A 26,210-nucleotide genomic window follows, 5' to 3' on the forward strand; every position below is an offset into this window, starting at 1 on the left:
TTCATGACCAAAAAACGCATTTTAGTTACAGGTGCAAGTGGCTGTGTCGGTCACTATATCAGTGAAGCCTTAATTCAAAACACCAATCACGAATTGTATCTACTAGTTAGAAACCCAAATAAACTCCAAGTTGATACTACAGCCCGTCCCGGTATTACTATTCTCCAAGGTGATATGAAAGAGATTGGTAAATTCTCTGATTTACTTAAAACTATTGATATTGCCGTATTAACAGCCACTTCTTGGGGTGGTGAGGGCATTTTTGATATCAATGTCTTCAAAACTCTAGAATTAATGAGTTTGTTAAATCCTGAAAAATGTGAACAGGTAATTTATTTTTCCACTGCGAGTGTTTTGAACAACGATAATAAACCACTTAAAGAAGCGGGAGAAATTGGGACAGATTATATCCGTTCTAAATATGATTGTTTACATCAAATTGAAAAATTAGCAATTTTTCCCAAAATTACCACGGTTTTTCCTACCTTAGTATTAGGTGGTGATGATAAAAAACCTTATTCTCATCTCACATCGGGTATTCCTGAAGTTACTAACTATATTAATCTCATTCGTTTTTTACAAGCAGATAGTAGTTTTCACTTTATTCATGGTAAAGATATTGCCACAGTTATCCAATATTTAATTGATTATCCCCCACAACAGGGAGATCCACGCCGATTTGTTTTAGGACAATCAGCATTAACTGCTAATCAAGCCATTGAAGAAGTTTGTGCTTATTTAAATAAAAAGATTTATTTCCGCATTCCTCTATCTTTAGGTTTAGCCAATGTGATTATTGTTTTATTCCGCATTCAAATGGCGGCTTGGGATCGATTCTGTATGAATTATCGTCATTTTAGCTATGCTAATGCTATTAATCCTAGCAGTTTCAATTTACCAAATTACTGTGCAACGATGAGTGATGTTTTGAAAATTAGCGGCGTGAAAGCTGGGAATTAAGCTATTTCAGACATTAGCCCTTGCAACTACTATAATGATGTTAGTGAGCTATGAGAACAAGTCATGCCTGAGCTAAAAGTTAGTATCAGTGAAACTACACACAAAACTCTGCTAACGATGGTGGAGGACTCTGGTGAGACAATTCAATCAGTTTTAGATCGAGCTATTGAGAATTATCGCAGGTCTTTGTTTCTCACACGAGCCAATGAAGCTTTTACTGTTTTAAGGCAGAATGAAACACTGTGGCAAGAGGAGGTTTCTGAGAGACAGTTATGGGAGCAAACTATAGCGGACGGGGTTGAAGGTTAGAAGAGGAGGATTGTTAATTATGACTCAAGCAGTAGAAAGGCAAAAATCTATTTTAGAAATAGTCCAAAATCTAACCCCTCAACAACAGGAGGAGGTTTTAAATTTTATTGAATTTTTACAGTTCAAGTCACAAAAACATGATGTATTCACAAAAGGTAAATCTCAGCAAAAATCACCAGAGGAATTAGGCTGGCCTTCTGGTTTTTTTGAACAAACTTATGGTAGTTGTCAAGATGATCCTATTGTTATTGATAATGAGGATAATTTTGCCCAAAGAGAAGAAGCTGCATGATTTATTTGCTAGATACTAATTAATAATTGTCTGAATCAGGATGTCCAGGATTAAAGGATTAACAGGATGAAAATAGGGATGACTTGTCAGTTCGCCATACAGGTCAGTGAGTTCTTGTTTAAGGTGAGTAAGAATAGGTTTGAGGTTAATATTCATGGTTATAAGGGCGATACATTCAGTAAGCTACGCTAACGCACTCCTCTAGTTTATCTCATGCGATCGCTTGACTCGCTGAAGGTATCGCTTCCATGCAAATAAAAAAGGCAGAAGTCATGAAAGAATGAACCACGAAGGAACGAAGGAAGCGAAGGGAAGAGAGTTTTAAAGGTATTTTGCGTAATTTCTAATCATGTAACTTTACAATGAGAGCGATTAGTTGATTCTGGAAATAGGTTTATATTATTTTCCTTAACTTCACTAGCACTTCTTTTTCTAAACCTGTGGACCAACGGTATTTTTCGCCATCGTGTTTGTAGCGACTAACCTTTTCTTTGAGAGTTTCTATAGATTTGATCAGGTGTTGGACATCTTGTATAGTTTTAACATCTCTAAGGACATGAGCAGTCTTTAAGTAATAGCTTGCTATCACATGTGCTTCTTCCCGCGATGCATGATGATCTCGATGATATTTGTGGATCTTACCATCCATTTCTTCAAAATAGGACGCTAGACTTCTTACCAGGGCTAAATCTAGCTCATCTAGTTTTTTAGTTTCAGTATTAATATCTTGCTGACTTGACTTAGGAGGAACTTCTGGTTCAGAAATAAACGCGGAGGTTCGCAAAGGTTCTGAATTTTGAGATTCAGCATTACCAAGGATATATTCTAATGTTTTAACACAATCCAGAAAAGATATGATATTGCGAGCAATTACCTGCTTTGTATGGATATTAATGATTCCATAGCTAGAACCTTCATTAACTACAGCATAATCTCCCTGTACTGTAACATAAGCATTTGTATCTATTCTTTTTATGTCACTCATAGTATTTAGCAAAGTAAAGATATGACCATTATAACATACATGATATTACAGGCATTAGTTTTAAATTGTCAACGAATTGGCAGCTTACGAATACGTACAGAATTATCATCAATTGTCAGGGCTGAACCTTGAGTAAGTTCTTCCTCTAACTGGGGTAAAACTTCCAACAATCTTTGTGCGATCGCATCAGGTTTTGCAGAAGATAACCGCAATGTCACCAAACTTGGTTGGTTATACTTGCCAACAGCTATCAACATCGAAAAATCTAAATCTTGGGTGATAATAATTCGACCTTCAACTCTTGCAAGTTCCAAAATATCTATATCAGCCGCAGTTGCAGGGAGCAAATCTGTACTCCGCAAAATGTCATAGCCCTGCAATTTTAATGCTGCTACTGTTAGAGGGGAAATATGTACATCAGCAAGAAAGCGAAGGTTATTCATGCCGAAGGAATACCTACAATTTTATCTGAAACAGTCCAAGCCGCGTAGTTAAGCGCCTGTCGAATATCTTCATCTTCTAATTCTGGATAAGCTGCTAAAACTTCCTGAACCGAAAGGTTACTAGCCAGTAATTTCAACACAAAGCCCACAGTAATCCGCATACCTCGAATTGTTGGTTGTCCAAGGCAAACATTAGGATTAATAGTAATGCGATCTAATTGAGCCAGCACTGTGGGACTCCTGAAATATAAAAATTCTTTCTCTATTTTCACATACAACAGGCAAATTGATAAAAAAGTCAATTAGCTTTAACTAGCTAAAGCAGGAATCTTTAAAGGTACAAGAGCTTTATGCAGTACACTAGGTTTTGCACTTAAATATACTTCCCGGCAATTACTCTCATTGTATCCAACCACAACCGCGCCTATAGTTGTACCAATTTCTGGATACATTTCTGGACTTATCCCCCCTTCATCTAAAAAGTCAGGGATTTTGATCAACCCCTTAACTGAAGAATCATCAATATTGACAAAAACGCCAAAGGGTGCATGAAACTCAACTTTTCCCAGAACAAACTGACCTAGCTTATATTTAGATTTAATATTTTCCCAACTTGTACTATCCATAAAAAATTATCTTCACCCAAGTTGCTAGTTACTCTTATCCTACTCTTAAATTACCTAAATTTTTAATAACGAACCACAGAGGCACAGAGAACACAGAGAAAAAACATGAGTAATTTTGGAATGGGAAGGAAGTATCAAGTCGAGGTTTGTACAAGTGATGATACGTAATTAGTGAGAAAATCCCAGTCTTCATCCTGTAAATCCTTAAATCCTGGTCATCCTGATTCAGACATTCTCACATACAACAAGCTTGATAAAAAAGTCAATTAGTCTTAATTTTAGTTACAGTTAGATAACAAATAAATCGTGAGGGGTGATACTATGCGTGTTTTGCTAGTTTATCCAATATTTCCAAGCACATTTTGGTCTTATGAGAAAATTCTGGCGCTAGTTGACAGAAAGGTGTTGTTACCACCATTGGGTTTAGTAACGGTAGCGGCAATTTTGCCCCAAGAATGGGAATTTAAGCTTGTAGATCGTAACATTCGCGCCGCCACAGAAGCAGAATGGGCAAAATTAAACCATCATTAGCAAGCAACTCAATTTCAAGAAATAGCTGCTTCTTTTCACCAAATGTACCCTCTATCATATTCTCCCAGTTGCTCCAGATTCATTCAAACAAAAAACGCAATGATCAGCATTTGGGTATTTATCGCGGGCTTTTTGATGTGCAATTTCTTTATCTTGATCAATTAAGTAATCACCACTATTTAACTCAATAGCAATATACCAGCCATAATGTTCTTTGATCAATTCAGGACGTACACGCTCAAAAATTGTCCGATAACGTTGATACTCTGCCTCATTTTCAGCCTTACGTCTAGCTAATTCTTCCGGTGATAAAGTCAGTTCTGGAAAAATTATTCCTCTTCTCGCTGGTTGTTTTGGTGTTAGTTGAGTCATGTTTTTAAACTCCATTTCTACTATGATAATAATAATATCAAAAAAATCATCCCCAACTCAAAACACCAGCAGAAAAACCATCTTTATGAACCTTTCATTATCAGTCCTGATAGAATCTGCAAAAGCTGGAAAACTAATTAGTTTCCCCACAGATACCGTCCCCGCATTAGCCACCATACCAGTACAAGCAGAATTAATTTATGCAGCGAAACAACGCAGTTTCGATAAACCTTTAATTTTAATGGCTGCTAAAGCTGAAGATTTATGGGATTATGTTCAAGGTAGCCAAAGAGAATATCAAATCTGGCAAAAAATTGTTAATCAACATTGGCCAGGTGCATTAACTTTAGTTTTACCAGCTAGTGACAAAATTCCCACCGTCATGAACCCTGTTGAACCAACTACCATTGGGATTAGAGTCCCAAATCATCCAGTTGCTCAAACTATTTTGGCGCAAACTGGGCCAATGGCGACAACTAGCGCTAATTTATCAGGACAACCAGCTTTAGAAACCAAAGCAGCCATAGAAGCTCAATTTCCAGAGGTTTTAACATTAGAATCAACAGAATACCAAGGTTTGGGAATACCTTCCACCGTTGCTAAATGGACAGGGAACAATTGGCAGATTTTACGACAAGGTAGTATTAAATTAGATAATTATGAATTTTAGTAACTGGCTATATTTAGGAGCAGGAATAGGATTAGGAATAGGTATTTGTAGATTATTCCTTCAGCCTACAAAATCTGCATCCATTCCCATTCAAAATGCTCCACAACAGCAAGAAAACCAACTTTTACAAGAATTGAAACAAACTCAATTAGCCTATTATCAGTCCAAAGAAATGAGTCAGTTTCAAGCAGGTTTTTTAGCCCGAATTAGCCATGAATTGCGATCGCCATTAGGGAGTATAATTGGCTTACATCAATTGATTTTGACAGATTTATGTGACAATCCCGAAGAAGAACGGGAATTTGTCGGACAAGCTCACGAAAAATCTCTCAAGTTATTAAAACTAATTGATGAAATTCTCAATGTTTCCAAAATTGAATCTGGTAGAAATAAATTAGATATTGAAACTTTGCAATTATCTGAATTTTTACAAGAAATTTATAACTTAACTTATCTATTAGCAGTCAATCGTAATTATCCTTTTACTTTATCACCACCAGATCCAAAAATTTACATTTTAGCAGATTCTCGTTGGCTCAAACAAGTATTAATAAACTTGATAGATACAACAATTGCTCAAATGGAAGCAGGGAATATTTATCTTTCTAGTCATCTACAACCTACAGATAATTATGTAAATATCTGCTTAGATGTACCAACTGAAACTGTAGTTACAAGTGAATCTATAGATTTGATGATAGCTGAAAATCAGACAACTCAGAAAAATATAGTTCTGTCACCAGGAATGAAACTTTCACTTCATCAAAGTTTAGTAGAATTGATGGGAGGAAAGTTAGAAATTTTGCCTTTCCCCACCAATCAGGAAGAAAAATCACAGTTAACAAGATGGCAAATATCTATGCCTCTAACGACTCCTGAAGTTGAATCTCTCCAGGAACAAAATCAAAATTAGATTGATTGTATAGCACCATTGTTGTTGTGTTATTTGCTTGAAAACCAATCTTCTCATAAAATTCCTGCTGGTGAGTTGTCATCAAATACACACGCTCTACTTTTTGCATTCGCGGATGACTTAAAACAGTTTCTACCAACTTGCTACCTAGTCCATTACCTTGATATTCTGGATGAATCACAACATCCCAAATTGTAGCGCGATAGATACCATCAGAAGTCGCTCTTGCAAAGCCAATTAATAATTCCTTCTCCCAGACAGAAATCACAGGTTCACTATTAGCAATAGCTATACCCCAATCCTTAATACTTCGTCCTTTTGCCCAAAAAGCGGACAGATTAAACAGTTCTTGGAGTTGGTAAAGATCAATATCCGCATGACTGTGGCTAAATTGAATCTGAGAATATTTCATCTATAAACACCCACTTATCCTAAGATATTTGTTTCTGTTATGGCATATTTTCCTGGAAATTACTAAACCTGTATATGTATATGCAACAGTTCAATTAAAAATTAAGAATTAAGAATTAAAAAACTCTTTTTTATTCACTCTTCCCTGTTCATTGACAAACCCACTTCCATAGAGGGTGAGAAGATCCTTGTTGACGAATACGATAAACTTGCTTTTTTAATTTTTCCTGTTCTGCCAATGGTAATCCCCACAGAATATTGCGACTTTGCCAAACTAAAACAGAAGTTGTCACACTTATGCAAAAACTTAAACCCAGGGCAGATAGAGGATGAAAAATTAGTGCGTACCGTAATCCTACCCAGGTAAAATATTGTTGTAACAAGGAAATTTCCACCCGTAAATCCCACAGACAAACAGGGGCTATTATTAGCCACAAACAGCCGGCAAATAACCATCTGCCGTATACTGTAAGCTGATGTAGCTTTTGGATTTGTTGAGTAAAAGCAGAATCTACTCCGAATTCTTCTACCTCAATTTGTGGTTCTTCGGGTTTATCCATAGGAAGAGTATAGCTTGCGCCTACAAAAAACTCTAAAATCTCGTTCCCAGTCTCCGACTGGGAATGTTTATTATTGCGGCTCTGCCGCTAGTGACAAGGAGGCTCCAGCCTCAAATTAGGCATTCCCAGCCAGAGGCTAGGAACGAGGTATTTTCCATGACTGAATTTAGCTTTCTGGAGAAGTCACAGGGGGTTCAACTTGGTAATTTTGACTGCGTTCTCGCCACCAAATCAGGAGTGTACTGGCAATGAAAATACTAGAATAAGCCCCCATTATAAAGCCGACAATTAAAGCTAGAGAGAAATAATGGAGCGTTTCTCCACCAAATAGGAAAATAGCAGTTAATGTCAGTAAGGTGGTTAAAGTCGTGTTGATTGACCGAGATAAAGTTTGGTTAACAGCATCATCAACAACCTCAGCAATTGGTTGTTCAGGATGAAGTTTAATAGTTTCCCGAATGCGGTCATAAATTACCACAGTATCATTGACTGAAAACCCTGTGATAGTTAACAAAGCAACAATGAAAAGACTATCTACCTCAACACCGAAAACTAAGCCTAAAATTGAGAAAACTCCAGTTGTGACGAGAATATCGTGAAACAATGCCACAATAGCTAATAAGGCATAGTCCAACTGAAACCGGAAAGCCATGTAGATAGTAATCCCCACAAAGGAAACTATCAAAGCTAAAATTCCCGAAGTAAATAACTCCTTTCCTAAAGTCGCACCAACGGAATCAATTTGGTTTTTTTGCGGGTCGAAAACGCCGATTTTTTCAGTTAACGCATTTTGCAAATTACTCCGCTGTTCTGTTTCCAGATTTTTGGTGCGAATAGTAATACCATTTTCTTGGCCATTTTCCGAGATTAACTGAATACTACTATCTCCAAGTCCCTGGGATTTAGCCACTTCTCGCACCAGATTAATATCTATTGGCTGGTCACAGTTACCAGGTTTGTCACAGTCCCGGACAAATTGCAACCTTGTTCCGCCGATAAAGTCCAAGCTGGGACGCAGAGGTGCTTTGATACTGGGATTGAGTGTGGATATCACCATGGAAATGATACCGATCAAAATAATCACAGCGGAAATAGTCCACCAAGTACCCCGGGCTTTGTTAATATCTAATCTCATCGTGCCACTCCTGTCTTATTTGTTACTGGCACATTAGGAGCATAAAATTCTGTTTTCCGCAAAGAGGGAATGGAAATAACTAAAAACATCAATGTGCGACTACAAGTAATTGCGGTAAACATACTCACCCCTACGCCTAAAGCTAAGGTAAGAGCAAAGCCTTTGACTAGTCCTGAACCTAACCAAAACAATGCAGCACAAGCAATCCAGGTAGTAACGTTACTATCCAAAATACTAGAAAAGGCGCGGTAAAAACCGGATTCTACAGAACGATACAAAGATTTACCTGCTTGTAGTTCTTCCCTGGTGCGTTCAAAAATCAAAACGTTAGCATCAACTGCCATACCGATACTGAGAATAAAACCCGCAATTCCTGGTAAAGTGAGGGTGACACTCAATAAACAAAAGGTAGCCCAAGTCAGTAGGGAGTAAATCAATAGTGATATATTCGCTATCATTCCTGGTAATCTATAGTACCACACCATAAATATTAATACTAAAGTCAGACCACCAATACCAGCGTAGATACTTCTTTGAATACTATCTTTTCCTAAAGTAGCTCCTACCGTTCTTCTCTCCGCAATTTCCACAGGAACAGGTAATGCACCACCGCGTAATTGTACGCCTAAATCATTGGCTTCTTGGGCTTGAAAACGACCTGTAATTACCGCAGAACCGCCAGTAATCCCAGTAGCAGCAAATTCTACACCTACACTAGGTGAACTGATCAGTTCATTATCAAGGAAAATACCGATACCACGACCAGTGCCAGCGAGGTCTTTTGTGAGTCCAGCAAAGAGTTCACCACCCTTTTGATCAAAACGGATAGCCACATCCCAGTTATTGCCTTGAGTGGGCTGACCGTAGGCATCCTGGAGATATTTACCTGTTAGGGGTGGATTGGTACTTTCAAACAATTCCGCAACTGCTTGATTACTTTGATCAAACTCTTGCTTATTTTGATCAATTGCTGCTTGATCTTTACTCTTTTTCAAGTCTTCGCGCTTGGTTTTCAGGTCATTTTTTGTTACCTGAAGAGCAAAAAGTTGAGTTTCTGTATTCGGTTTTTGGACACGGAACTCTAACTGCGCTGTACCGCCTAATACCCGTTCTGCTTGTTCTGGATCATTGACACCAGGTAGTTGTACGGAAATCTTATCTGTACCGATAGTTTGAATTAATGGCTCAGAAACACCAAGACCATTAATCCGCCCTTCCACTACTTTTTTTACAGCTTCCAATTCTCTTTCGGTGATTTGGGGAATTTCCGCCGTTGGTTTCACCTGAATTGTAAGCTGTGACCCACCTCGTAAGTCTAGTCCCAAGGGGACAGGAATTGTCACAATCACCGTAATAGCGGCGATGACCAACACTATAATTAACGCTAATAGCGATCGCTGTTTTTGCATACCATCACTCACAACTGACAAAGATTATAAGAAAATAGGCTAAAAACCTCGGAATTGACACCTAAAAATCCAAAAAGTTTTTAGGTGTCAATGTCTTTTAAGCCGGGACTGAAAGCCGTGTGGGGGATTTATCCCCCAGCGATTTATGTTATACTACTTGTAACAGGAAAGGTAATCAACCTGTCTAAAAACCTAACTGCCTAACGGCTTTTCTGGTCCTTGACAATTAAATCTATGCGGTTTTACTGCATTGTTCTAGTTTCCTCCTAGCAGTAGGTAAAAGATTTATAGGAACTAGACGACTCAGAATTTTGAAACTTTCTCGTTTCAAGTTAAACAGGACTTGCAGCAATGCAACTACGGTCGGGCAGACCGAAAGCTAACGCTTGGGGAGAGTCCCACCTCTGAGCTAGATAACCCAAGGAGTCTAGTTTAAGTGGTCTCGTTGAACCAAGAATCCCCGTGTCTTTAGACCGGGGAGTGTCAAAATAACGTTCTTTTTGCCAGTTGTGAGTAGAAGTTTGATGTGGTCAGTAGTCAGTAGTCAGTGGTTCATAGCAACGGACAAAGAACAACTGACCACTGACAACTGACAACTTCCTAAATTCGCAAAGCCACCATTTTCTGGACTGCTTCGACGATTTGCTCTGGTTGGATAATAGTTAGACGCTCAAGATTACCATTGTAAGGTGTGGGGATATCTTGAGAAGAAAGCCGCAACACAGGTGCATCTAATTCATCAAATAAGCGGTCATTAATAGAAGCAACTAATTCTGCACCAATACCCCCAGTTCTCATGCACTCTTCCACAACAATCACCCGGTGAGTCTTGCGAATTGATGCGCCAATAGTTTCAAAATCAAGAGGTTTCAAGGAAATTAAGTCAATAACTTCTGGATCATAACCTTGTTTTTCCAAAACTTTCACAGCTTGCAGCACATGATACCGCATCCGCGAATAAGTGAGAATTGTCACATCCTTACCTTGACGAACAACTTCAGCTTTATCTAGCGGTAGCACATATTCTGTTTCTGGCAGGTCTTCTTTTAAGTTATAAAGTAAAACGTGTTCAAAAAATAACACAGGGTTATCATCGCGGATAGCTGCTTTCAGTAATCCTTTAGCGTTATAAGGTGTGGAACAAGCCACAATTTTTAAACCAGGAACAGCTTGGAAATAAGCTTCAAGACGTTGGGAATGTTCCGCACCAAGCTGTCTACCCACACCCCCAGGTCCACGAATCACCATCGGGATTTTAAAGTTACCACCGGAAGTGTAACGTAACATCCCCGCATTATTAGAAATTTGGTTGAAGGCCAGGAGCAGAAAGCCCATATTCATGCCTTCAATAATCGGTCTTAATCCAGTCATAGCCGCCCCTACAGCTATCCCAGTAAAGCTATTTTCCGCAATGGGGGTATCTAAAACTCGCAAATCACCATATTTTTGGTGTAAGTCTTTAGTAACTTTATAAGAACCGCCGTAGTGTCCTACGTCTTCACCCAGAATGAATACGCTAGAATCGCGGGACATTTCTTCGTCAATAGCTTCCCGCAGGGCGTTGAAAAATAGTGTTTCTGCCATTTAGACCTTTATCGCAATTTATCGTTATAGAATTTTATCGTGCCATTGTCCCGAATACAGTCAAGCCTAGCACTGTTGTTGAGAACATCAGATAATTCTTTATAATCCACTTTTTGCACGTAGCGGTAGAAAATTCATGATATCTGACTTGAAGAATAATTGCACGAAAAAATCACAAAAGTTGGTTAAAGTGGAGTAAAATACAAACAACATCTTTATCTAGCTGAATATAGACACTTACCAACAAAGACTGATTGGGGAAATGCGTTATTACTTCTATCTAGTAGTCTGTTAAATTTATTTTGACGGGTTTTTGGTAGTGCAAGCATCTTACCCGCGTGAGCGAGACGCTCACACTACAGTCCATCATTTTTATCTTGACAAACTACTAGTACACTGCGGCGTAAGTAAGATAACCATTAAAAATCCCTAAAAAGCTTATACAATCTGCTTTTTTAATTTTTAATTGTTAATTTTTAATTCCGCCCTGCGGTACTAGTTTTGTTTGTACTTTTGTCTAAATCTCTAATTATCAATTTTTCACTCCTACCCATTGAGTCACAGGAGACATGGATTTCCAACCTAGAAATTTACCAATAGGTTCGGCTCGTTGAATAGCAATCCGGGTAAAGTTTCCTCCCACTTTTTCATACCATTGATATAATCTTTGTTCACCTGCCAAAGTGACAACATTAACCACCATTCTACCTCCAGGAAGCAAGACATTCCAACAATTTTCTAATATTTCTGATGCTGTCACACCACCACCAATAAAAATTGCGTTTGGTGCTGGTAAATTTGGGATGACTTCTAAGGCTTTACCTGCCATAATTTGTAAATTTGGTGTTCCCAAAGCAGCCGCATTATCAGCAATATAATTTAGTCTAGTGGAATTTTGTTCAATAGCGATCGCTCGACATCTTCTATCACTTCGCAACCATTCTATAGAAATAGAACCACAACCAGCCCCCACATCCCAAAGCAATTCCCCCGGTAAAGGTGCTAAACTTGATAATGTCACCGCGCGGACTTCCCTTTTCGTCAATTGTCCATCATGATGAAAAGCATTGTCAGGTAAACCGGGAAATCTGGATAAACCAACAATTCCCCTATCAGCAATACATTCCACCGCAATAGTATTTAAAAGAGCGATATTTTCTTCTTGCCAATTAGTAGCGATATCTGTTATAATGGTTTCTTCAATATTACCCATTTTTTCTAAAACGGTAATTTGACTATTACCATAACCGCGATTTATTAAAATTTCTGCCACATGAGCAGGAGTATTTTTTCCCTCACTTAAAATTAATAATTTTGCACCGGGATAAATGTAAGATTGCAGTAAAGAAACCGGACGACCACATAAACTTAAAGTTTCCACGTCTGTTAATGACCATCCTAATCGAGAACAAGCCAGACTAAAAGCGGAAGGTGCAGGAATAATTGTAATTTCCGAAATAGGAATATCTTTCAGAATAGTTGCACCCACACCATAACATAAAGGGTCGCCACTAGCTAAAATACAAACTGCTTGACCACGACGACTGATAATTTCGGTTATGGAAGTTGTAAAAGGTGATTTCCAGGGAATTTTTTCCCGGTTGTCGTCAGGTGGTAACATAGAAAGATGACGTTCACCACCAAAGATAATCTGAGCTTTGTCTAAGCAGGAAACAGCAATGGGACTTAACCCTGCTAAACCATCTTCACCGATACCGATAATTGATAACCATTTTTGCATAATTCGTGAGGTTGTTTGTTTTGCTGGAATATCGCTTTTATTACCTTACCGTGAGGGGATGTAAAGTTGGTGCTTTGAGTTGAATAAGAGTATTTTTTCTCGCAGAGACGCAGAGGCGCAAAGAAGAGCGCGTAATGTATTGTTTTTACAACATATTTATAAACCTCATTAATACAATTTGTCATAATTAAATTTACTTATTTGATAAATTTACAGAGGTAGATGGTAAAAAATATGTTAAATATTTAGAATAGATGTCTATTTATATTATTGGAGTTTTATGTACCCCATATTTATCCTATTGAAAGAAGGAATATACTTATTTCAAGAAGCACATAAATCTAAGTTAAATCCTACTGGTTTAGAAGGAAATATTTTACTATTTTTTAGAGATTTAAAAAAATCAATAGATACAAAGAATTTAGATAAACTAAATGAATTAATATCTGATAAATATTATAGTGAATCTTACCCTCAGACTAATAAGAATCAACTAATATTCTATTTTGAATCTGTTTTCAAATCTTTACCATTTTTGACTAGTCCTTCTTTAGAGGTAGAAATTTGTAAAATTCCAGAATTTAGAAGTCAAAAGCAAGTTTTTTTAGTTATTAGACCTATTTTAAATGTTCATTTATTAGGAATAATAAATTTATTTTCCCAAGGTTTTGGGACAGAAAAAAGAATGGGTGTAATTTTAGGGAAAAATCAAAATTCTGGGTTATTTACTATTGTTAATATGGAAGATATTTCATATCTTGAATCTAAATAAGTAAGTAAGTAGACGAAAATAAATCAAAGTAGATTAAGTAATGTAAAAAATCTGGAGATGATTTCGTAGTAAGGGCTTCAGCCCTCAAATGAGGAATAAATTCCTCACTACAAACTTTGAATTATTCAAGCCGTTTTACTTAGGTTAGCATTGAAAATCGTCGTTATGGCACTAGGCAAGAGGCAAGAGGCAAGAGTGAAGAGGGTTTGGGCGATTTTACTTTTCGTTACATATTTCGGTTTTTTTCCGTTCACCTACTTAATATCCTTTTAATTATTGAAAATTTAATAAATTGAAATTCTGGTTTTTGAGATTTAACCCAGGGATGAATACCATGTTGGGTTGATTGATATTTTTTTGCTGTTAATATACATCTTACATGATCCTACCAAACCGCCTGAGAATGAATTCTCAGTCTCATAGCAAAAGTCTGTTAAAACAGACTGCATAAATATCAATCTTCATTCAGCTTTAGCTGAATTTTGCTATTAGCCAAGAAATGAATTTCTTGGCGGTGGTGATATCATTTAGTAAATGGATTAACATAATAAAAATGAGGTTTATCTATGAAATTAATACCACAATACCCACCGCTAGTAAACCTAGAAATTATTGAAATCTATGAATATTATGATTTTCCCTGTTTATTTAGTTGTCAAAATGCTTCAGGACAGATTTTTTTAGCTGTTTGGATAGATGAAATACCAGATCATAAAACTTGGCTTTATTCTCCCATGTCAAAAGGAAGATTAAAAAATATTCGTTCTGGTAATCTTGATTTATATGATGCTTTTAAAAAATCAGAAGATGGTTTTATTTATCAAGCTATAATTTCCGAAAATGATAATTTGGATGTTGTAGAAATTATATTTTGTGAAAATCTCAATGATGAATATTTACCCATAGCTGGTGAAACTATTGATTTCTCTGATGCAGTTTTTCCTCTAGAAAATAAGGAAAAAATCAAGATTTGATTTAAAAATACCAGTATATATAAAAATTTTATTACTGTTGTAATTATTGTAGCTATTTATAAGGAGAAATTATGAACATTAATACATCTTTAGATCAAATCATTCTTGATAAGAATAACATCATTCAACAACAAACTAGCCAAGATATCAAACAAATTATTCAAACCGCAATTGGTCTTGATTATCAAAAAATTCAACAGCCAGAAAATGATCCTCTTGCTTTATTTAAACAAAGTGACTTTATTGCTTGTGGAAAAAGTGATCCTGATTTGTCTAGCACTTACAAAACTCAATTAAAAACCATTTTTTAGGATATAATAAAAATATCAATAGTCTTAGTAAAAATTAACGCAGTAATTTAATATGCCTACTGAAACTATTACACTACAAATACCCGAAATTATCTATCAACGGTTAGTTAATACCGCCCATGCTACCCAGCGCCCTTTAGAGGAGGTTATACTTCATGCTTTACAAGTGGGTAGTCCACCAGCATGGGATGATGTACCAGAGGAATTTCAAGCCGAACTAGCAGCTTTAGATAAGTTAAATGATAATGCTCTTTGGCAAATTTTCCATAGTCATAAAACAGTAACAGATATGGAAGAATACAATAGCTTACTAGAGAAAAATTCTCATGGTACACTAACAGAAACAGAAAGATTAAATTTAACATCTTTGCGATATAAAGCTGATCTTTTCATGTTACGTAAAGCCCAATCCGCAGTTTTACTTCGTTGGCGTGGATATAGTTTACCAAATCTTTAAAATATTGAAATTGTTGTGTCTACTTATATTTCTGAAAATTTAAGAAAACAAATCATTGATAATGATAAATCACGTTGCTGTTATTGCTTAACATCCGAAGTAAATAGCGGGATTCCTATGACCTATGATCATATTCAACCAGTTTCACAAAGAGGAGATACAACTTTTGAAAATTTGTGTTTAGCTTGTCGTTCTTGTAATGAATATAAAAGTAATTTAACTGAGTCTATAGATCCTTTAAGTGGTGAAACAATATCACTTTTTAATCCTCGTAAACAAATTTGGTCAGAACATTTTATCTGGAGTGCTGACGGTACAAAAGTTGAGGGTATTACTGCTATAGGTCGCGCTACAATAATTAGGTTACGTATGAATAACCCTGTTATTATAGTTGCTCGTAAACGTTGGGTAATGAGTGGTTGGCATCCTCCTAATGATTAAAAAAATTGACAATAGCCAAAAATACCATCTTATGGTAAACTACTAAATCTGAGAGTTAGGAAACTTCGGTTCAATTCCGAGACTGTGCCGCAACTGTAAAGCAATTTGAGGTGATTGAAGTTTAATTAAAAATCTCACATTGAGTAAGTCAGAATGCTAACTCTCAAGTATTCACTTCCATTCTGTCTCTGCGTCACACAGAGAAGGAGTCATGATTTTGCAAATTCCATTTACCGCTTGTCCGGGATTATTTTACAGCACACCAGCCCAAGACGGTCTTCTTTATCGGCTAAGAATACCAGGGGGAATCATCAATTATCAACAATTTCAGACTATTGCAGATATTGCTGATAATCATGGTAGTGGCTATATTGATATTACTAACCGCGCTAATATTCAAATTAGAGAAATTCAACAAAGCATAAATATTGAAGTTCTGAAAAAATTCCAAGCATTAGGTTTAGCTTCTACCAATGCCAAGATAGATCATATCCGCAACATCATGACCAATCCCACAGCGGGTATTGATATAGAAGAATTAATAGATACTCGTTTCTTAGTGAAAGCTTGGGAAGAATATATTACCGCACATTCTCAGCTTGGTGAATTATCTGCAAAATTTAGCGTTTGCTTCGATAGTGGAGGCAAAGTTTCCGTAAGATATCAACCCAATGATATTATATTGGCAGCCGAATTAAATAACAGCAATGTATATTTACGGTTATATCTCAGTCATGGAGAAAAAGGAGAACCAGCAAAAGACACAGGAATTTTATGCAAACCAGCAGAGGCAATACAAGTCTTAGCAGCATTAGCAGAAACTTACCTCAAACACATAGACACCAAAAACCGTCGCAAATTACGGTTACGAGAAATAATCAATAACATCACAGTTAAAGAATATCTTCACCAAGTCCAAGAAAACCTCAAACCAGCTATACTGAAAATTACAAAAACTCCTCCCCGTGCCTTTGCGCCTCTGCGAGAAAAAACTCATATTGGCGTTCATTCCCAACGCCAAACCGGATTATATTATATTGGCATAGTCTTACCCTTGGGAAGATTAGAAACTTCGCAAATTAGAGGTTTAGCAAATATTGCCAAAAGGTATGGTGATAGTAATATCAGGTTAACACCTTGGCAAAACTTACTATTAACCGATATTCCCCAAAACCAAATTAGCGAAGTTGAGCAAGAAATTACCAATTTAGGTTTAAACTCATCACCAACCGACATCAAAAGTTTTTTAGTAGCTTGTTCCGGGAAACGGGGTTGTGCTGCTGCGGCCACAGAAACTAAAGATGATGCCTTAAATTTGGTAAAATACCTGGACAGTCTGATGATTCTAGATTCTTCAGTCAATATCCACTTTAGTGGTTGTGGCAAATCTTGCGCTCAACACACACAAGCTGATATTACTTTACTTGGTATTACCACAGAAACCCCTGGCTATCAAGTTTATGTTTTGGGTCATTTACTTTATGAATATGTGACTATAGCGAAAATTCCGATTTTGATTCCAGAAATGTTGGCAGTGTATCAAAAACAACGTCTAAATTTACAAGAAACCTTTGGACAATTTATTCAGCGTCACAGCCACCAATTAAATCAATTATTTAAGTATTAAGCCAAATATATTTCACATTTCATTTGTCTGTATGCTTTATCCAATCAAGGATACAGAATAAAAAAATAGGAAATTAATATTGCACAGGTACTTATCCAATCATCTTAATCAAATAAATCACAAAAATCACAGTCCAATTTAACCTTTACAACCTAAAAATCTCATGTTTGATTACATCCGTGATGGTAACGAAATATATCGTAATTCCTTTGCAATTATTCGGTCAGAGTCCAATCTGGAAAGATTCCCTGAAGATGTAGCGAAAGTTGCTGTCCGCATGATTCACGCCTGTGGAATGACGGATATTGTCAATGACTTAGAATATTCATCTACAGCGGTAGAAGCCGGAAAAAAAGCCCTAATTGGCGGTTCACTGATTTTGTGTGATTCTTACATGGTAGCGGAAGGTGTTACCAGAAAAAGATTACCCAAGAATAATAAAGTTCTCTGTACACTCAATGATCCAGAAGTGCCACAATTAGCCAAAAGATTAAGAAATACCAGGTCAGCAGCGGCTTTAGAATTTTGGCGTTTCCATATAGAAGGGGCAATTGTGGTGATTGGGAATGCCCCCACAGCCCTATTTAGGCTATTGGAAATGCTGGACGAAGGTATCCCCAGACCGGCGTTAATATTGGGCTTTCCTGTTGGTTTCGTGGGTGCAGTCGAGTCAAAAGTCGCATTGGCCGCAGATAGCCGCAATGTCCCATTTATGACTTTACATGGTAGACGGGGCGGAAGTGCGATCGCTGCGGCTGCTGTTAACGCTTTAGCAAGTGAGGAAGAGTAATGACTAACTCTGGAGGTCGTCTTTATGGAATTGGTGTGGGACCTGGAGACCCTGAACTCATCACCTTAAAAGCCTTGCGTCTCCTCCGTTCTGCCCCAGTTATCGCTTATCAATCAGCTACAGATAAAGAAAGTATTGCCAGAAAAATCGTTTCTTCATACTTGGATAATAGTCAGATTGAGGTAGCATTTCATCTGCCTCGCGCCTTAGAACCAGAAAAGGCTAAATCTATCTATGACCAAGAAACTCAACCTATTGCTGACCATTTAGCAGCAGGTCGGGATGTGGTGGTTATCTGTGAAGGAGATCCGTTTTTCTACGGTTCATTTATGTACCTTTTTACTCGGTTAGCTGATAAATATAAAACGGAAGTCGTCCCCGGAGTTTCCTCACTTATGGCCTGTCCCGTGGCTTTGGGTTTACCATTCACCTATTACAATGATGTCCTGACGGTTTTACCTGCACCATTACCAGTAGAATTTCTCACTAATCAGCTTTTATCTACTGATGCTGCGGCGATTATGAAACTTGGTCGTCATTTTCCGAAAATTAGGAATCTTCTCCATGAATTAGGACTAGCTTCACGGGCTAGATACATTGAACGGGCTACAAGCACACAACAGCGGATATTGCCCCTTGATGAAGTTAATCCAGAAGATGTACCTTATTTTTCTATGATTGTGATTCCTACTAAAAGTAAGTTGTAGTTGTCACAAATTATGTTTCGCGCAAAGGTACAAAGAAGCAAAGGCGCAAAGGTTTAAGGGTTTACAGGATTAGGATTTTCTATGAATACAAGGGTAGCCCCTGCGGTTGTGGTTTTGAGTCAGAATAGCGTTATGGTGGGGCGAAAAATTACCAATGTCTTACCAGGTGCGAAACTATATGGTTTAGTTAATCGTACTCATGATGTTGATATTAGCTTTAGCAATTTTGGCGAAACTGTGCGAGAATTATTCGCCGCTGGTACACCCATAATTGGTATTTGTGCGGCTGGTATTCTTATTAGAACAATTGCACCTTTATTGACTGACAAAGGACAAGAACCGCCAGTTTTAGCTGTAGCGGAAGATGGTAGTGCTGTAGTTCCACTTTTGGGTGGTTTAAATGGTGTTAATGATTTAGCGCGTCAAGTCGGGGAAGCACTTAATATAAAACCAGCAATTACCACTACAGGAGATATCCGCTTTCATACTGCTTTGTTGTCTCCTCCCTCTGGATATCATTTAGCTAACCCAGAACATGGGAAAAAATTTATTGCTGATTTATTAGCGGGGGGAAAAGTTAGGTTAGAGGGAACAGCACCTTGGTTGAGTGAGAGTAATTTACCTATTGATGAAAATGGTGAGTTAATTATTCAAGTTACCGAAAATTTGGGCAATCCTAGCTCTAATTGTTTAGTGTATCATCCTGCCAAGATAGCGATCGCCATCTCAACTAAAATTATTAACCCCACCACAGGACAACCCCAGGGAAAATTAGCTATTATTGGTACAGGTCCAGGTGCATCTCAATGGATGTCACCGCAAGTAAAAGAAATTCTAGAAGCAGCAACGGATTTAGTTGGTTATAAAACCTATATTAATTTAATTGGACATCTTGCCGATGGTAAGCGCGTTCATGAATCAGATAATCGAGTAGAAGCAGAAAGGGCATATCAGGCCTTAGAGTTAGCCGCAGAGGGAAAATATGTAGTAGTTGTATCTTCCGGCGACCCCGGTATTTACGCAATGGCAGCGGCTGTTTTTGAGGTTTTAGAGCAATATCATCAACCAGAATGGCAAACAATTGATATTCAAGTCGCTCCTGGTATTTCTGCTATGCAAGCCGCAGCAGCCAGGATTGGTGCGCCTTTGGGGCATGATTTTTGTGTGATTTCTCTCTCTGACATTTTAAAACCTTGGGAAATTATCGCTCAACGCATTACCGCTGCGGCTATAAGTGATTTTGTGATTGCTTTTTATAATCCTGTATCAAAAGAACGCACTTGGCAACTAGCAGCCGCGAAAAAGATTTTAATGGAACACCGCAAACCTCATACCCCAGTCGTCTTAGGACGAAATCTAGGGAGGAAGGGAGAAGAAGTTAAGGTAATTACCCTGGAAGAGTTAGAACCAGCATTAGCAGATATGCGAACTGTCATTATTATCGGTTCTTCCCACACGCGACAAATTCAGCAGGATAATCATATTTGGGTTTATACTTCCCGCAGATATAACTCTGAAGAATGATGTTTTTTATCTGAATAATAATATCCTTCTTCCTTTCTCCTTCTTTTCTCCTTTCTCCTTCCTTCTTCTTTCTTTCTCTTTTGTCCTTTCTCCTTTCTCCTTCCTTCTTCTTTCTTTCTCTTTTGTCCTTTTTCCTTTCTCCTTCTTTCTCCTTCCTTCTCCTTCCTTCTTCTTTCTTTCTCCTGACTCCTGACTCCTGACTCCTGACTCCTCTAAGATATAATCCACTTAATTATGTCTAGTTTATATCGGAAAAAGACTTGATTTTTTTATTCTGATCATCAACAATAAAAACATCATGTTCCAGACATGATTGTAGCCAATAAAAGTGACAGAAGCCCTAATAATGTCCGCCCTCGCGGACATTTTACTTATTAAAAATTCTTGTCAGCTTTTTACAGGCATTTTTAGATAAATGAATCACATTTTTAGATCTCACGCAGAGGCGCGGAGGCAGAAAGGAGATAGGAAGAAGGTAAGACAAAAATTGAAGTGTTATTTAAATAAATTAAAAATCTCAAATAATACAAATTATGATCACATAAAAGGCGAGTAACCCCGCCTATGTTAATCTATTTATTTCATGCTTTTTTCAAATTGGTGTTATATTGATTTTGCCAGGTTGTCAAAATATCAATAACTACCAGCCCAAGTTATCCATTTATGGGATAAACCTATATGCAAAATTTCTCCAGTTATCTCAAGTTCAGTTATGATAGTTGTTGTTAAATCAACGCCCATTAATTCGGCTTCATTGATATTACTATCAATTAAATTGGCTTTATGGAGATTTGCACCGGTAAAGTCAGCACCACTCATTTCTGCTTGACTAAGGTTTGCACCTACCAAGTTTGCTGAAGTTAAATTTGCAGTTCGCAAATCAGCACGACTCAGGTTAGTTTTTTTGAGGCTGACTCTGGTTAAATCAGCACCAATTAAGTTGACTTCACTTAAGTTTGCATTTTCTAAATTTGCTCTACTTAAATCAGCATTAGTTAAATTTGCTCTACTAAGATTACAATCGCTTAAATTTGCCCTACTAAGATCAGCACCGCTTAAATCTGCTGCTTCTAAATTTATTCCTCTCAAATCAACATGATTTAACTTAGCTTGGTGCAGATTTATGCCAGAGAAATTCCTTTCTCCTGATTTATATGACTTCAGGAGTTTTCTAGTGTCCATTATTCCACCTCTTTATATCTACAGGTGAGTTATTACACTTCCCAAACCACAAACAATTACTTGAGTTTCTAGCGACTAAAATTATTAGCTAAAAATCGTATATTCATTATACTCTAATTAAGAAGCTAATTAAATAAACGTTAGAATTTAGTTAGGTTATAAAAAAACATAGCAATACTTACATCAATAATACTTTTATGACAGCTAATTTAATATCTCATTCCCCTTCTGACTTTATCACCTCCTTATCCCGTGCTGCTACTGCGTACCGGGAAGGAAATCAAGTTCCCTCGGCTGAAGTAATAGTAAATGCGTTGCTGGAAGCGGAAAAAACCGCAAAGCTACAAAAGTTAAATTACCCTTTTGAATCTCTGGGTGGTAAATGGCGACTTTGTTTTGCTACTGGGACTAAAAAAGTTAGAAACCGGGGCGGAATTATTTTAGGTAAGGGTTGGTATGTCCCGAAATTTACGAAAATTCATCTTTGTTTTAGTAGCACAGAAGAACAGACTTTAGGAAAGGGGGAAATTGCTAATCAGGTCCAATTGGGAGGGATTTTATTGAAACTCACAGGACCAATAAAATATTTAGGAAAAAAGAATTTATTGGCTTTTGATTTTACCCAAATGCAAATTAGTTTATTTAATTGGATGTTTGTCAATAAACAAATTCGCTCTGGTAAAGTTGAAAGTGGGAACTTTGATAACCAACCTATAGCTAAATTACCTTTTTTTGCTTTCTTTCTAATTACCGAAAACTTGATTGCTGCCCGTGGTCGTGGTGGTGGTTTAGCACTTTGGATTAAGGATAATTAATCTTTTCGGCAATAAAGAACCCCTCCCCGCTTGCGAGGAGGGGGCTATGATTTAGTTTATTAAATTCGGTAAAAAGTAGATAAATCAAATTTTAATTTATGCAACTTCTCAATTTCTCTATAGAGAAAGAAATAAACACTAATTCTCATGGTCACAGCACAAACAATTAAAAAATAAATCCGCTATTACCTGCTGTAGCCAAGCTGAAAAAAAATCGTAATGAGAATTTAACACCATCTGGCAACAGAAGGATTAAAATCAGAACGGACAGATTAGCCCTGTAATCAAGGAGGCTTAGAAAACAATGTCCGATTTAAATCGCGGAATTATGAAATTTGAAGGTGCAGATTCACCTAAACTAATTACCATCTCCACTGTGGTACTTTTAGGATCAATTGCTGGACTGATTCTATGGGCGCTTACTGGTGCTTATGCACTAGGATAGATTCCGAGAATAACAATTCAGGACACTAGCAAGTAAGACTACCATTGCTCTCTAGTGTCCTATATAGTAAATAGTTATTTTTGTTAACAACAAACTGAGAAATTTCCGCTCTAAAATTTTAGATTATAAAATAATGATTAATTTTTTTGGGATCTTAATTATTTTAATTTTTTGTCCACTGTTAGGGGCAATACCGCTCATTTCCTGGATTACTTATGCCCTGAGTGGTAAAAAATTAGCCAATATGGGGACAGGAAATATTAGCGTTGCAGCGGCATTTTATCACGGTGGTAAATTAGCAGGAAGCATCTGTGTCGTCTCTGAAGCCGTCAAGGGCGTTGCTGTTGTCACAATTGCCCAATATTGTTTTCCTTCACAACCATTCTCCGAAATTATTGCTTTAATTGCCTTGGTTATCGGTAGATACGTGGCTACTAAAGGGGCAGGAACAACAAACGTCGCTTGGGGATTGCTGGCACATGATCCTTTGGTAGCTGCCTTTGTTAGCTTACTTGCAGCTATTGGCTTTTTGATTACTCGCTCTAAAGAAACAATTAAATTAGGGGTATTAGTCATATTTCCCCTATTTGTGGGGATTGTCCATTCCCAGGATATAGCCAGAATTATCGCTGCTTTTGCCTTGTCGGCATTAATTTACTGGATTTATAACCAAATTCCTGATGATTTAAATCTCCCAGTTGAGGAAGCAAATCCAGAATCTCAACCAATGATGGCATATTTAAATCATGAGGAGAAGATTATTACTTTAGATGATGACTTAGATGGGGAAGTCGTAGGAGCTAAATCTGCAACATTATCGCAACTTAAACGTTGGGGTTATGCAGTTCCGAAAGGTTGGGTATTATCTCCTGATGATGATCCCACACCTTTAATTGATTTTCTGCAACCATCACAACTTTCACCTTTAGTAGTGCGTTCTTCTGCCATTGGGGAAGACTCACAACAGGCATCAGCCGCGGGACAGTATGAAACAATTTTAAATGTGATCAGTAAGGCAGAACTGCGACAAGCGATCGCTCAAGTCCAAGCCTCCTATAATCATCCCAGTGCCGTCGAATATCGCCGTCGCAGCAGATCAGAAGATGCAGCAATGGGGGTACTCATTCAGCAACAAGTTCAAAGCGTATTCTCTGGCGTAGCTTTTAGCCGAGATCCCATTTCTCAACAGGGTGAGGGTGTAGTTATCGAAGCTGTATCTGGTAGTCCTACGCAAATCGTATCGGGAAAAGTGACACCAGAACAATATCTAGTCGTGGTTGCTGGTGATGAAAAATTGTCTTGTCTGCAATTTGAAGGCAATGGGAAAGTTCCCCAAGCATTAATTAAGCAAGTTGCATACCTAGCCCGTCGTTTAGAAAGACGTTATTTGGGTATTCCCCAAGACATTGAATGGAGTTATGATGGTCAAAATCTGTGGGTATTACAGGCAAGACCAATCACTACGCTTTTACCCTTATGGACAAGGAAAATCGCCGCTGAGGTAATTCCGGGAGTTATTCACCCCTTAACTTGGTCTATTAATTCTCCTTTAACCTGTGGTGTGTGGGGAGAAATTTTTAGTATAGTTTTGGGTGATCGTGCTAAACGCTTAGATTTTGCCACAACAGCAACATTGCATTATTCTAGAGCCTATTTTAATGCTTCCTTGTTAGGAGAAATCTTTTTGGAAATGGGATTACCTCCAGAAAGTTTGGAATTTCTGACTAGAGGTGCAAGTATGAGTAAACCTGCTCTAAATTCCACTTTAGCTAATTTACCAGGACTAACAAAGTTACTCAAGCGGGAAATTGATTTAGACAAAGATTTTAAATCGGATTATCGCCAAGTTTTCATTCCGGGATTAACCCAATTATCAAATGTCGTCATTGCCGAATTATCACTAGATCAATTATTAACTAGAATAGATTTAATTCTCAACTTATTACATCGGGGAACTTACTACAGTATTTTAGCCCCTTTGAGTGCAGCTATTCGCCAAGCGGTTTTGGGGGCAAAGACAGAGGAAATTGATAATAGTGTCACCCCAGAGGTAGCATCATTAAGAGCTATGCGTCTTCTGGTTGCGGATGCTAAACAAATCTTAATAGCTGGTAACTATGATTTTAAACCAGAACAAGTATTTGCACAATTGGCAGAAACGCCCGCAGGGGAAAGAATTTTAGATGAAATTGACGAATTGATTGAGGATTATGGTTATTTAAGTGAAGTCGGTACAGATATTTCTGTTCCCACTTGGCGAGAAAATCCCCAAATAGTTAGACAATTATTTATCCAGTTGTTACAAGCACCTGAATTGCCAAATTTAGATGATTCCCGTCCCGAACAGGCAAATTTAGTGCAAAAACGAGTTGATCTGAAAGGACGGGTAACGGAAGTTTATTCTCGCTTGTTAGCTGAATTACGATGGACATTTTTGGCTTTGGAACAGATTTGGCTTGAGTCTAGGGTATTAACACAATTAGGAGATATTTTCTTTCTCCAGTTAGATGAAATTCGTGATTTAGTGATTAATTCAGATGTAGCTTTTAGGAATCATTTATTGGCATTAGTCGAAAAAAGGCGATCGCAATTTCTCCAAGATAGCCAAATTACGCAAATTCCCGCCGTAGTTTACGGTTATAATCCTCCTCACCCCATTGCCCCGGTAATTGATCCCTCTGACAACATTTTATTAGGTATTCCTGCTAGTCAAGGACAAATTCAAGGACGGGTGAAAGTAGTCCGAACTTTGCAAGAAGCCCATGATATTGATAAAAACACCATCCTTGTAGTTCCTTACACAGATTCCGGTTGGGCCCCTATCCTCGTGCAAGCTGGGGGTTTAATTGCTGAAGCTGGGGGTAAACTTTCTCACGGGGCAATTATCGCCCGTGAATACGGTATTCCTGCTGTTATGGATGTGCGTGGTGCGACGTATTTGCTGCAAGATGGTCAGGAAGTTCGCATTGATGGCTATAAGGGGACGGTGGAAATACAATAGTCTAAAGCAACACCAGCATAAGCTTCTTTGAGGGCGATAAAGGCAACTTGACGAGGGTTGGTCATGGAATATCAGGTAATTTAGTTCAGAGTTGTCATTATACCTGCCAACATAAGTTCAAAGAGCAAATACTTAGAGTGCGTTAGTGGTAGCGTAAAGCACCAAATGATACCGGAAAACTGATGAAACATGAACTGATGTTATAAGGAGGATAACGTAATGC

Annotated in this window: 30 protein-coding genes and 1 pseudogene; 18 read left to right on the forward strand and 13 right to left on the reverse strand. The window is 37.7% G+C overall.

Going from position 1 to position 26,210, the window contains the following annotated elements:
• Positions 1 to 3 precede the first annotated feature (3 nt).
• From FJR09_RS12620 to FJR09_RS12630, 3 genes are all read left to right on the forward strand, one after another.
• Positions 4 to 960, forward strand: coding sequence for an NAD(P)-dependent oxidoreductase (locus FJR09_RS12620; protein ID WP_168653036.1), 957 nt, complete (start codon positions 4 to 6; stop codon positions 958 to 960).
• 63 nt (positions 961 to 1,023) lie between these two features.
• Entirely contained in the window at positions 1,024 to 1,269 is a 246-nt protein-coding gene (locus FJR09_RS12625) for a toxin-antitoxin system protein (RefSeq protein WP_137908816.1), read from the forward strand.
• A gap of 19 nt (positions 1,270 to 1,288) precedes the next feature.
• The gene (locus FJR09_RS12630; protein ID WP_168653037.1) at positions 1,289 to 1,561 is read left to right on the forward strand and encodes a DUF2281 domain-containing protein; all 273 of its coding nucleotides are present in this window, start codon (positions 1,289 to 1,291) and stop codon (positions 1,559 to 1,561) included.
• Positions 1,562 to 1,955: 394 nt separating this feature from the next.
• Here FJR09_RS12630 and FJR09_RS12635 read toward each other — a convergent pair whose 3' ends face one another.
• The 4 genes from FJR09_RS12635 to FJR09_RS12650 form a co-directional block, all read right to left on the reverse strand.
• Positions 1,956 to 2,546: a hypothetical protein gene (locus tag FJR09_RS12635; RefSeq protein ID WP_168653038.1), complete on the reverse strand. Its 591-nt coding sequence runs from the start codon at positions 2,544 to 2,546 to the stop codon at positions 1,956 to 1,958.
• Positions 2,547 to 2,614: 68 nt separating this feature from the next.
• Entirely contained in the window at positions 2,615 to 2,989 is a 375-nt protein-coding gene (locus FJR09_RS12640) for a DUF5615 family PIN-like protein (RefSeq protein ID WP_148766124.1), read from the reverse strand.
• Positions 2,986 to 3,219 (reverse strand): DUF433 domain-containing protein, encoded by a 234-nt coding sequence (locus FJR09_RS12645; RefSeq protein WP_148766122.1) that lies wholly within the window; start codon positions 3,217 to 3,219, stop codon positions 2,986 to 2,988. Before FJR09_RS12645 ends, FJR09_RS12640 begins: the two co-directional genes overlap by 4 nt.
• A gap of 78 nt (positions 3,220 to 3,297) precedes the next feature.
• Positions 3,298 to 3,615 carry an RNA-binding protein gene (locus FJR09_RS12650; RefSeq protein WP_168653039.1) on the reverse strand — a complete coding sequence of 106 codons (318 nt, stop codon included), beginning with the start codon at positions 3,613 to 3,615 and terminating at the stop codon, positions 3,298 to 3,300.
• A gap of 321 nt (positions 3,616 to 3,936) precedes the next feature.
• Between FJR09_RS12650 and FJR09_RS12655 the strand changes: the two are divergent.
• Positions 3,937 to 4,128 (forward strand): annotated as a pseudogene (locus FJR09_RS12655) (B12-binding domain-containing radical SAM protein); the annotation flags it as partial.
• A 72-nt stretch (positions 4,129 to 4,200) separates the two neighbouring features.
• Here FJR09_RS12655 and FJR09_RS12660 read toward each other — a convergent pair.
• A complete protein-coding gene (locus FJR09_RS12660) occupies positions 4,201 to 4,518 on the reverse strand; it encodes a hypothetical protein (RefSeq protein WP_168653040.1) in 318 nt (105 codons plus the stop codon).
• An 85-nt stretch (positions 4,519 to 4,603) separates the two neighbouring features.
• On the opposite strand from FJR09_RS12660, the gene FJR09_RS12665 reads away from it, so the two are divergent.
• Together FJR09_RS12665 and FJR09_RS12670 are read left to right on the forward strand one after the other, a co-directional pair.
• Positions 4,604 to 5,188, forward strand: a complete 585-nt coding sequence (locus FJR09_RS12665; protein ID WP_015083545.1) for an L-threonylcarbamoyladenylate synthase — start codon at positions 4,604 to 4,606, stop codon at positions 5,186 to 5,188.
• Positions 5,178 to 6,101: a sensor histidine kinase KdpD gene (locus FJR09_RS12670; protein WP_015083544.1), complete on the forward strand. Its 924-nt coding sequence runs from the start codon at positions 5,178 to 5,180 to the stop codon at positions 6,099 to 6,101. Before FJR09_RS12665 ends, FJR09_RS12670 begins: the two co-directional genes overlap by 11 nt.
• Here FJR09_RS12670 and FJR09_RS12675 read toward each other — a convergent pair.
• The 6 genes from FJR09_RS12675 to cbiE all read right to left on the reverse strand — a co-directional run bounded on the left by FJR09_RS12675 (position 6,046) and on the right by cbiE (position 12,941).
• Positions 6,046 to 6,513, reverse strand: coding sequence for a GNAT family N-acetyltransferase (locus FJR09_RS12675; RefSeq protein ID WP_015083543.1), 468 nt, complete (start codon positions 6,511 to 6,513; stop codon positions 6,046 to 6,048). The genes FJR09_RS12670 and FJR09_RS12675 overlap by 56 nt on opposite strands.
• 148 nt (positions 6,514 to 6,661) lie before the next feature.
• Positions 6,662 to 7,072: a hypothetical protein gene (locus tag FJR09_RS12680; RefSeq protein WP_168653041.1), complete on the reverse strand. Its 411-nt coding sequence runs from the start codon at positions 7,070 to 7,072 to the stop codon at positions 6,662 to 6,664.
• Positions 7,073 to 7,238: 166 nt separating this feature from the next.
• Positions 7,239 to 8,207, reverse strand: a complete 969-nt coding sequence (secF, locus tag FJR09_RS12685) for a protein translocase subunit SecF (protein WP_168653042.1) — start codon at positions 8,205 to 8,207, stop codon at positions 7,239 to 7,241.
• Positions 8,204 to 9,616: a protein translocase subunit SecD gene (gene secD, locus FJR09_RS12690; RefSeq protein ID WP_168653050.1), complete on the reverse strand. Its 1,413-nt coding sequence runs from the start codon at positions 9,614 to 9,616 to the stop codon at positions 8,204 to 8,206. Before secD ends, secF begins: the two co-directional genes overlap by 4 nt.
• Before the next feature lie 600 nt (positions 9,617 to 10,216).
• A complete protein-coding gene (locus tag FJR09_RS12695; RefSeq protein ID WP_015083539.1) occupies positions 10,217 to 11,200 on the reverse strand; it encodes an alpha-ketoacid dehydrogenase subunit beta in 984 nt (327 codons plus the stop codon).
• Between the two features lie 532 nt (positions 11,201 to 11,732).
• A complete protein-coding gene (gene cbiE / locus FJR09_RS12700) occupies positions 11,733 to 12,941 on the reverse strand; it encodes a precorrin-6y C5,15-methyltransferase (decarboxylating) subunit CbiE (protein ID WP_168653043.1) in 1,209 nt (402 codons plus the stop codon).
• A gap of 301 nt (positions 12,942 to 13,242) precedes the next feature.
• Between cbiE and FJR09_RS12705 the strand changes: the two genes are divergently transcribed.
• The 9 genes from FJR09_RS12705 to cobJ all read left to right on the forward strand — a co-directional run bounded on the left by FJR09_RS12705 (position 13,243) and on the right by cobJ (position 20,544).
• Positions 13,243 to 13,713: a hypothetical protein gene (locus tag FJR09_RS12705; protein ID WP_168653044.1), complete on the forward strand. Its 471-nt coding sequence runs from the start codon at positions 13,243 to 13,245 to the stop codon at positions 13,711 to 13,713.
• A 566-nt stretch (positions 13,714 to 14,279) separates the two neighbouring features.
• Positions 14,280 to 14,687, forward strand: coding sequence for a DUF6575 domain-containing protein (locus FJR09_RS12710; RefSeq protein ID WP_015083536.1), 408 nt, complete (start codon positions 14,280 to 14,282; stop codon positions 14,685 to 14,687).
• Positions 14,688 to 14,758: 71 nt separating this feature from the next.
• Positions 14,759 to 14,998, forward strand: coding sequence for a hypothetical protein (locus tag FJR09_RS12715; protein ID WP_015083535.1), 240 nt, complete (start codon positions 14,759 to 14,761; stop codon positions 14,996 to 14,998).
• A 52-nt stretch (positions 14,999 to 15,050) separates the two neighbouring features.
• Positions 15,051 to 15,455, forward strand: a complete 405-nt coding sequence (locus FJR09_RS12720; protein WP_168653045.1) for a hypothetical protein — start codon at positions 15,051 to 15,053, stop codon at positions 15,453 to 15,455.
• A gap of 15 nt (positions 15,456 to 15,470) precedes the next feature.
• Entirely contained in the window at positions 15,471 to 15,896 is a 426-nt protein-coding gene (locus FJR09_RS12725) for an HNH endonuclease (protein ID WP_168653046.1), read from the forward strand.
• A gap of 211 nt (positions 15,897 to 16,107) precedes the next feature.
• Positions 16,108 to 17,523: a precorrin-3B synthase gene (gene cobG / locus FJR09_RS12730; RefSeq protein ID WP_254433103.1), complete on the forward strand. Its 1,416-nt coding sequence runs from the start codon at positions 16,108 to 16,110 to the stop codon at positions 17,521 to 17,523.
• Positions 17,524 to 17,686: 163 nt separating this feature from the next.
• The gene (locus tag FJR09_RS12735) at positions 17,687 to 18,313 is read left to right on the forward strand and encodes a precorrin-8X methylmutase (RefSeq protein WP_015083531.1); all 627 of its coding nucleotides are present in this window, start codon (positions 17,687 to 17,689) and stop codon (positions 18,311 to 18,313) included.
• Positions 18,313 to 19,020, forward strand: coding sequence for a precorrin-2 C(20)-methyltransferase (locus FJR09_RS12740; RefSeq protein ID WP_168653047.1), 708 nt, complete (start codon positions 18,313 to 18,315; stop codon positions 19,018 to 19,020). Before FJR09_RS12735 ends, FJR09_RS12740 begins: the two co-directional genes overlap by 1 nt.
• Before the next feature lie 81 nt (positions 19,021 to 19,101).
• A complete protein-coding gene (cobJ, locus tag FJR09_RS12745; RefSeq protein ID WP_168650280.1) occupies positions 19,102 to 20,544 on the forward strand; it encodes a precorrin-3B C(17)-methyltransferase in 1,443 nt (480 codons plus the stop codon).
• A 6-nt stretch (positions 20,545 to 20,550) separates the two neighbouring features.
• On the opposite strand, the gene FJR09_RS12750 is transcribed toward cobJ, so the two are convergent.
• Both FJR09_RS12750 and FJR09_RS12755 read right to left on the reverse strand, forming a co-directional pair.
• Positions 20,551 to 20,772 carry a hypothetical protein gene (locus tag FJR09_RS12750; protein WP_015083528.1) on the reverse strand — a complete coding sequence of 74 codons (222 nt, stop codon included), beginning with the start codon at positions 20,770 to 20,772 and terminating at the stop codon, positions 20,551 to 20,553.
• A gap of 405 nt (positions 20,773 to 21,177) precedes the next feature.
• Complete coding sequence (locus FJR09_RS12755; protein WP_015083527.1) at positions 21,178 to 21,726, reverse strand: pentapeptide repeat-containing protein; 549 nt, start codon at positions 21,724 to 21,726, stop codon at positions 21,178 to 21,180.
• A gap of 197 nt (positions 21,727 to 21,923) precedes the next feature.
• Between FJR09_RS12755 and FJR09_RS12760 the strand changes: the two genes are divergently transcribed.
• The 3 genes from FJR09_RS12760 (at position 21,924) to FJR09_RS12770 (ending at position 25,987) form a co-directional block, all read left to right on the forward strand.
• Positions 21,924 to 22,541 (forward strand): hypothetical protein, encoded by a 618-nt coding sequence (locus FJR09_RS12760; RefSeq protein WP_168633502.1) that lies wholly within the window; start codon positions 21,924 to 21,926, stop codon positions 22,539 to 22,541.
• 304 nt (positions 22,542 to 22,845) lie between these two features.
• Positions 22,846 to 22,986 (forward strand): hypothetical protein, encoded by a 141-nt coding sequence (locus FJR09_RS12765; RefSeq protein WP_015083525.1) that lies wholly within the window; start codon positions 22,846 to 22,848, stop codon positions 22,984 to 22,986.
• A 133-nt stretch (positions 22,987 to 23,119) separates the two neighbouring features.
• Positions 23,120 to 25,987 (forward strand): glycerol-3-phosphate acyltransferase, encoded by a 2,868-nt coding sequence (locus tag FJR09_RS12770; RefSeq protein ID WP_168650278.1) that lies wholly within the window; start codon positions 23,120 to 23,122, stop codon positions 25,985 to 25,987.
• Positions 25,988 to 26,210 lie beyond the last annotated feature (223 nt).

It is taken from the genome of Dolichospermum sp. UHCC 0406 (genome assembly GCF_009712025.1).
Classification (GTDB): domain Bacteria; phylum Cyanobacteriota; class Cyanobacteriia; order Cyanobacteriales; family Nostocaceae; genus Dolichospermum; species Dolichospermum lemmermannii.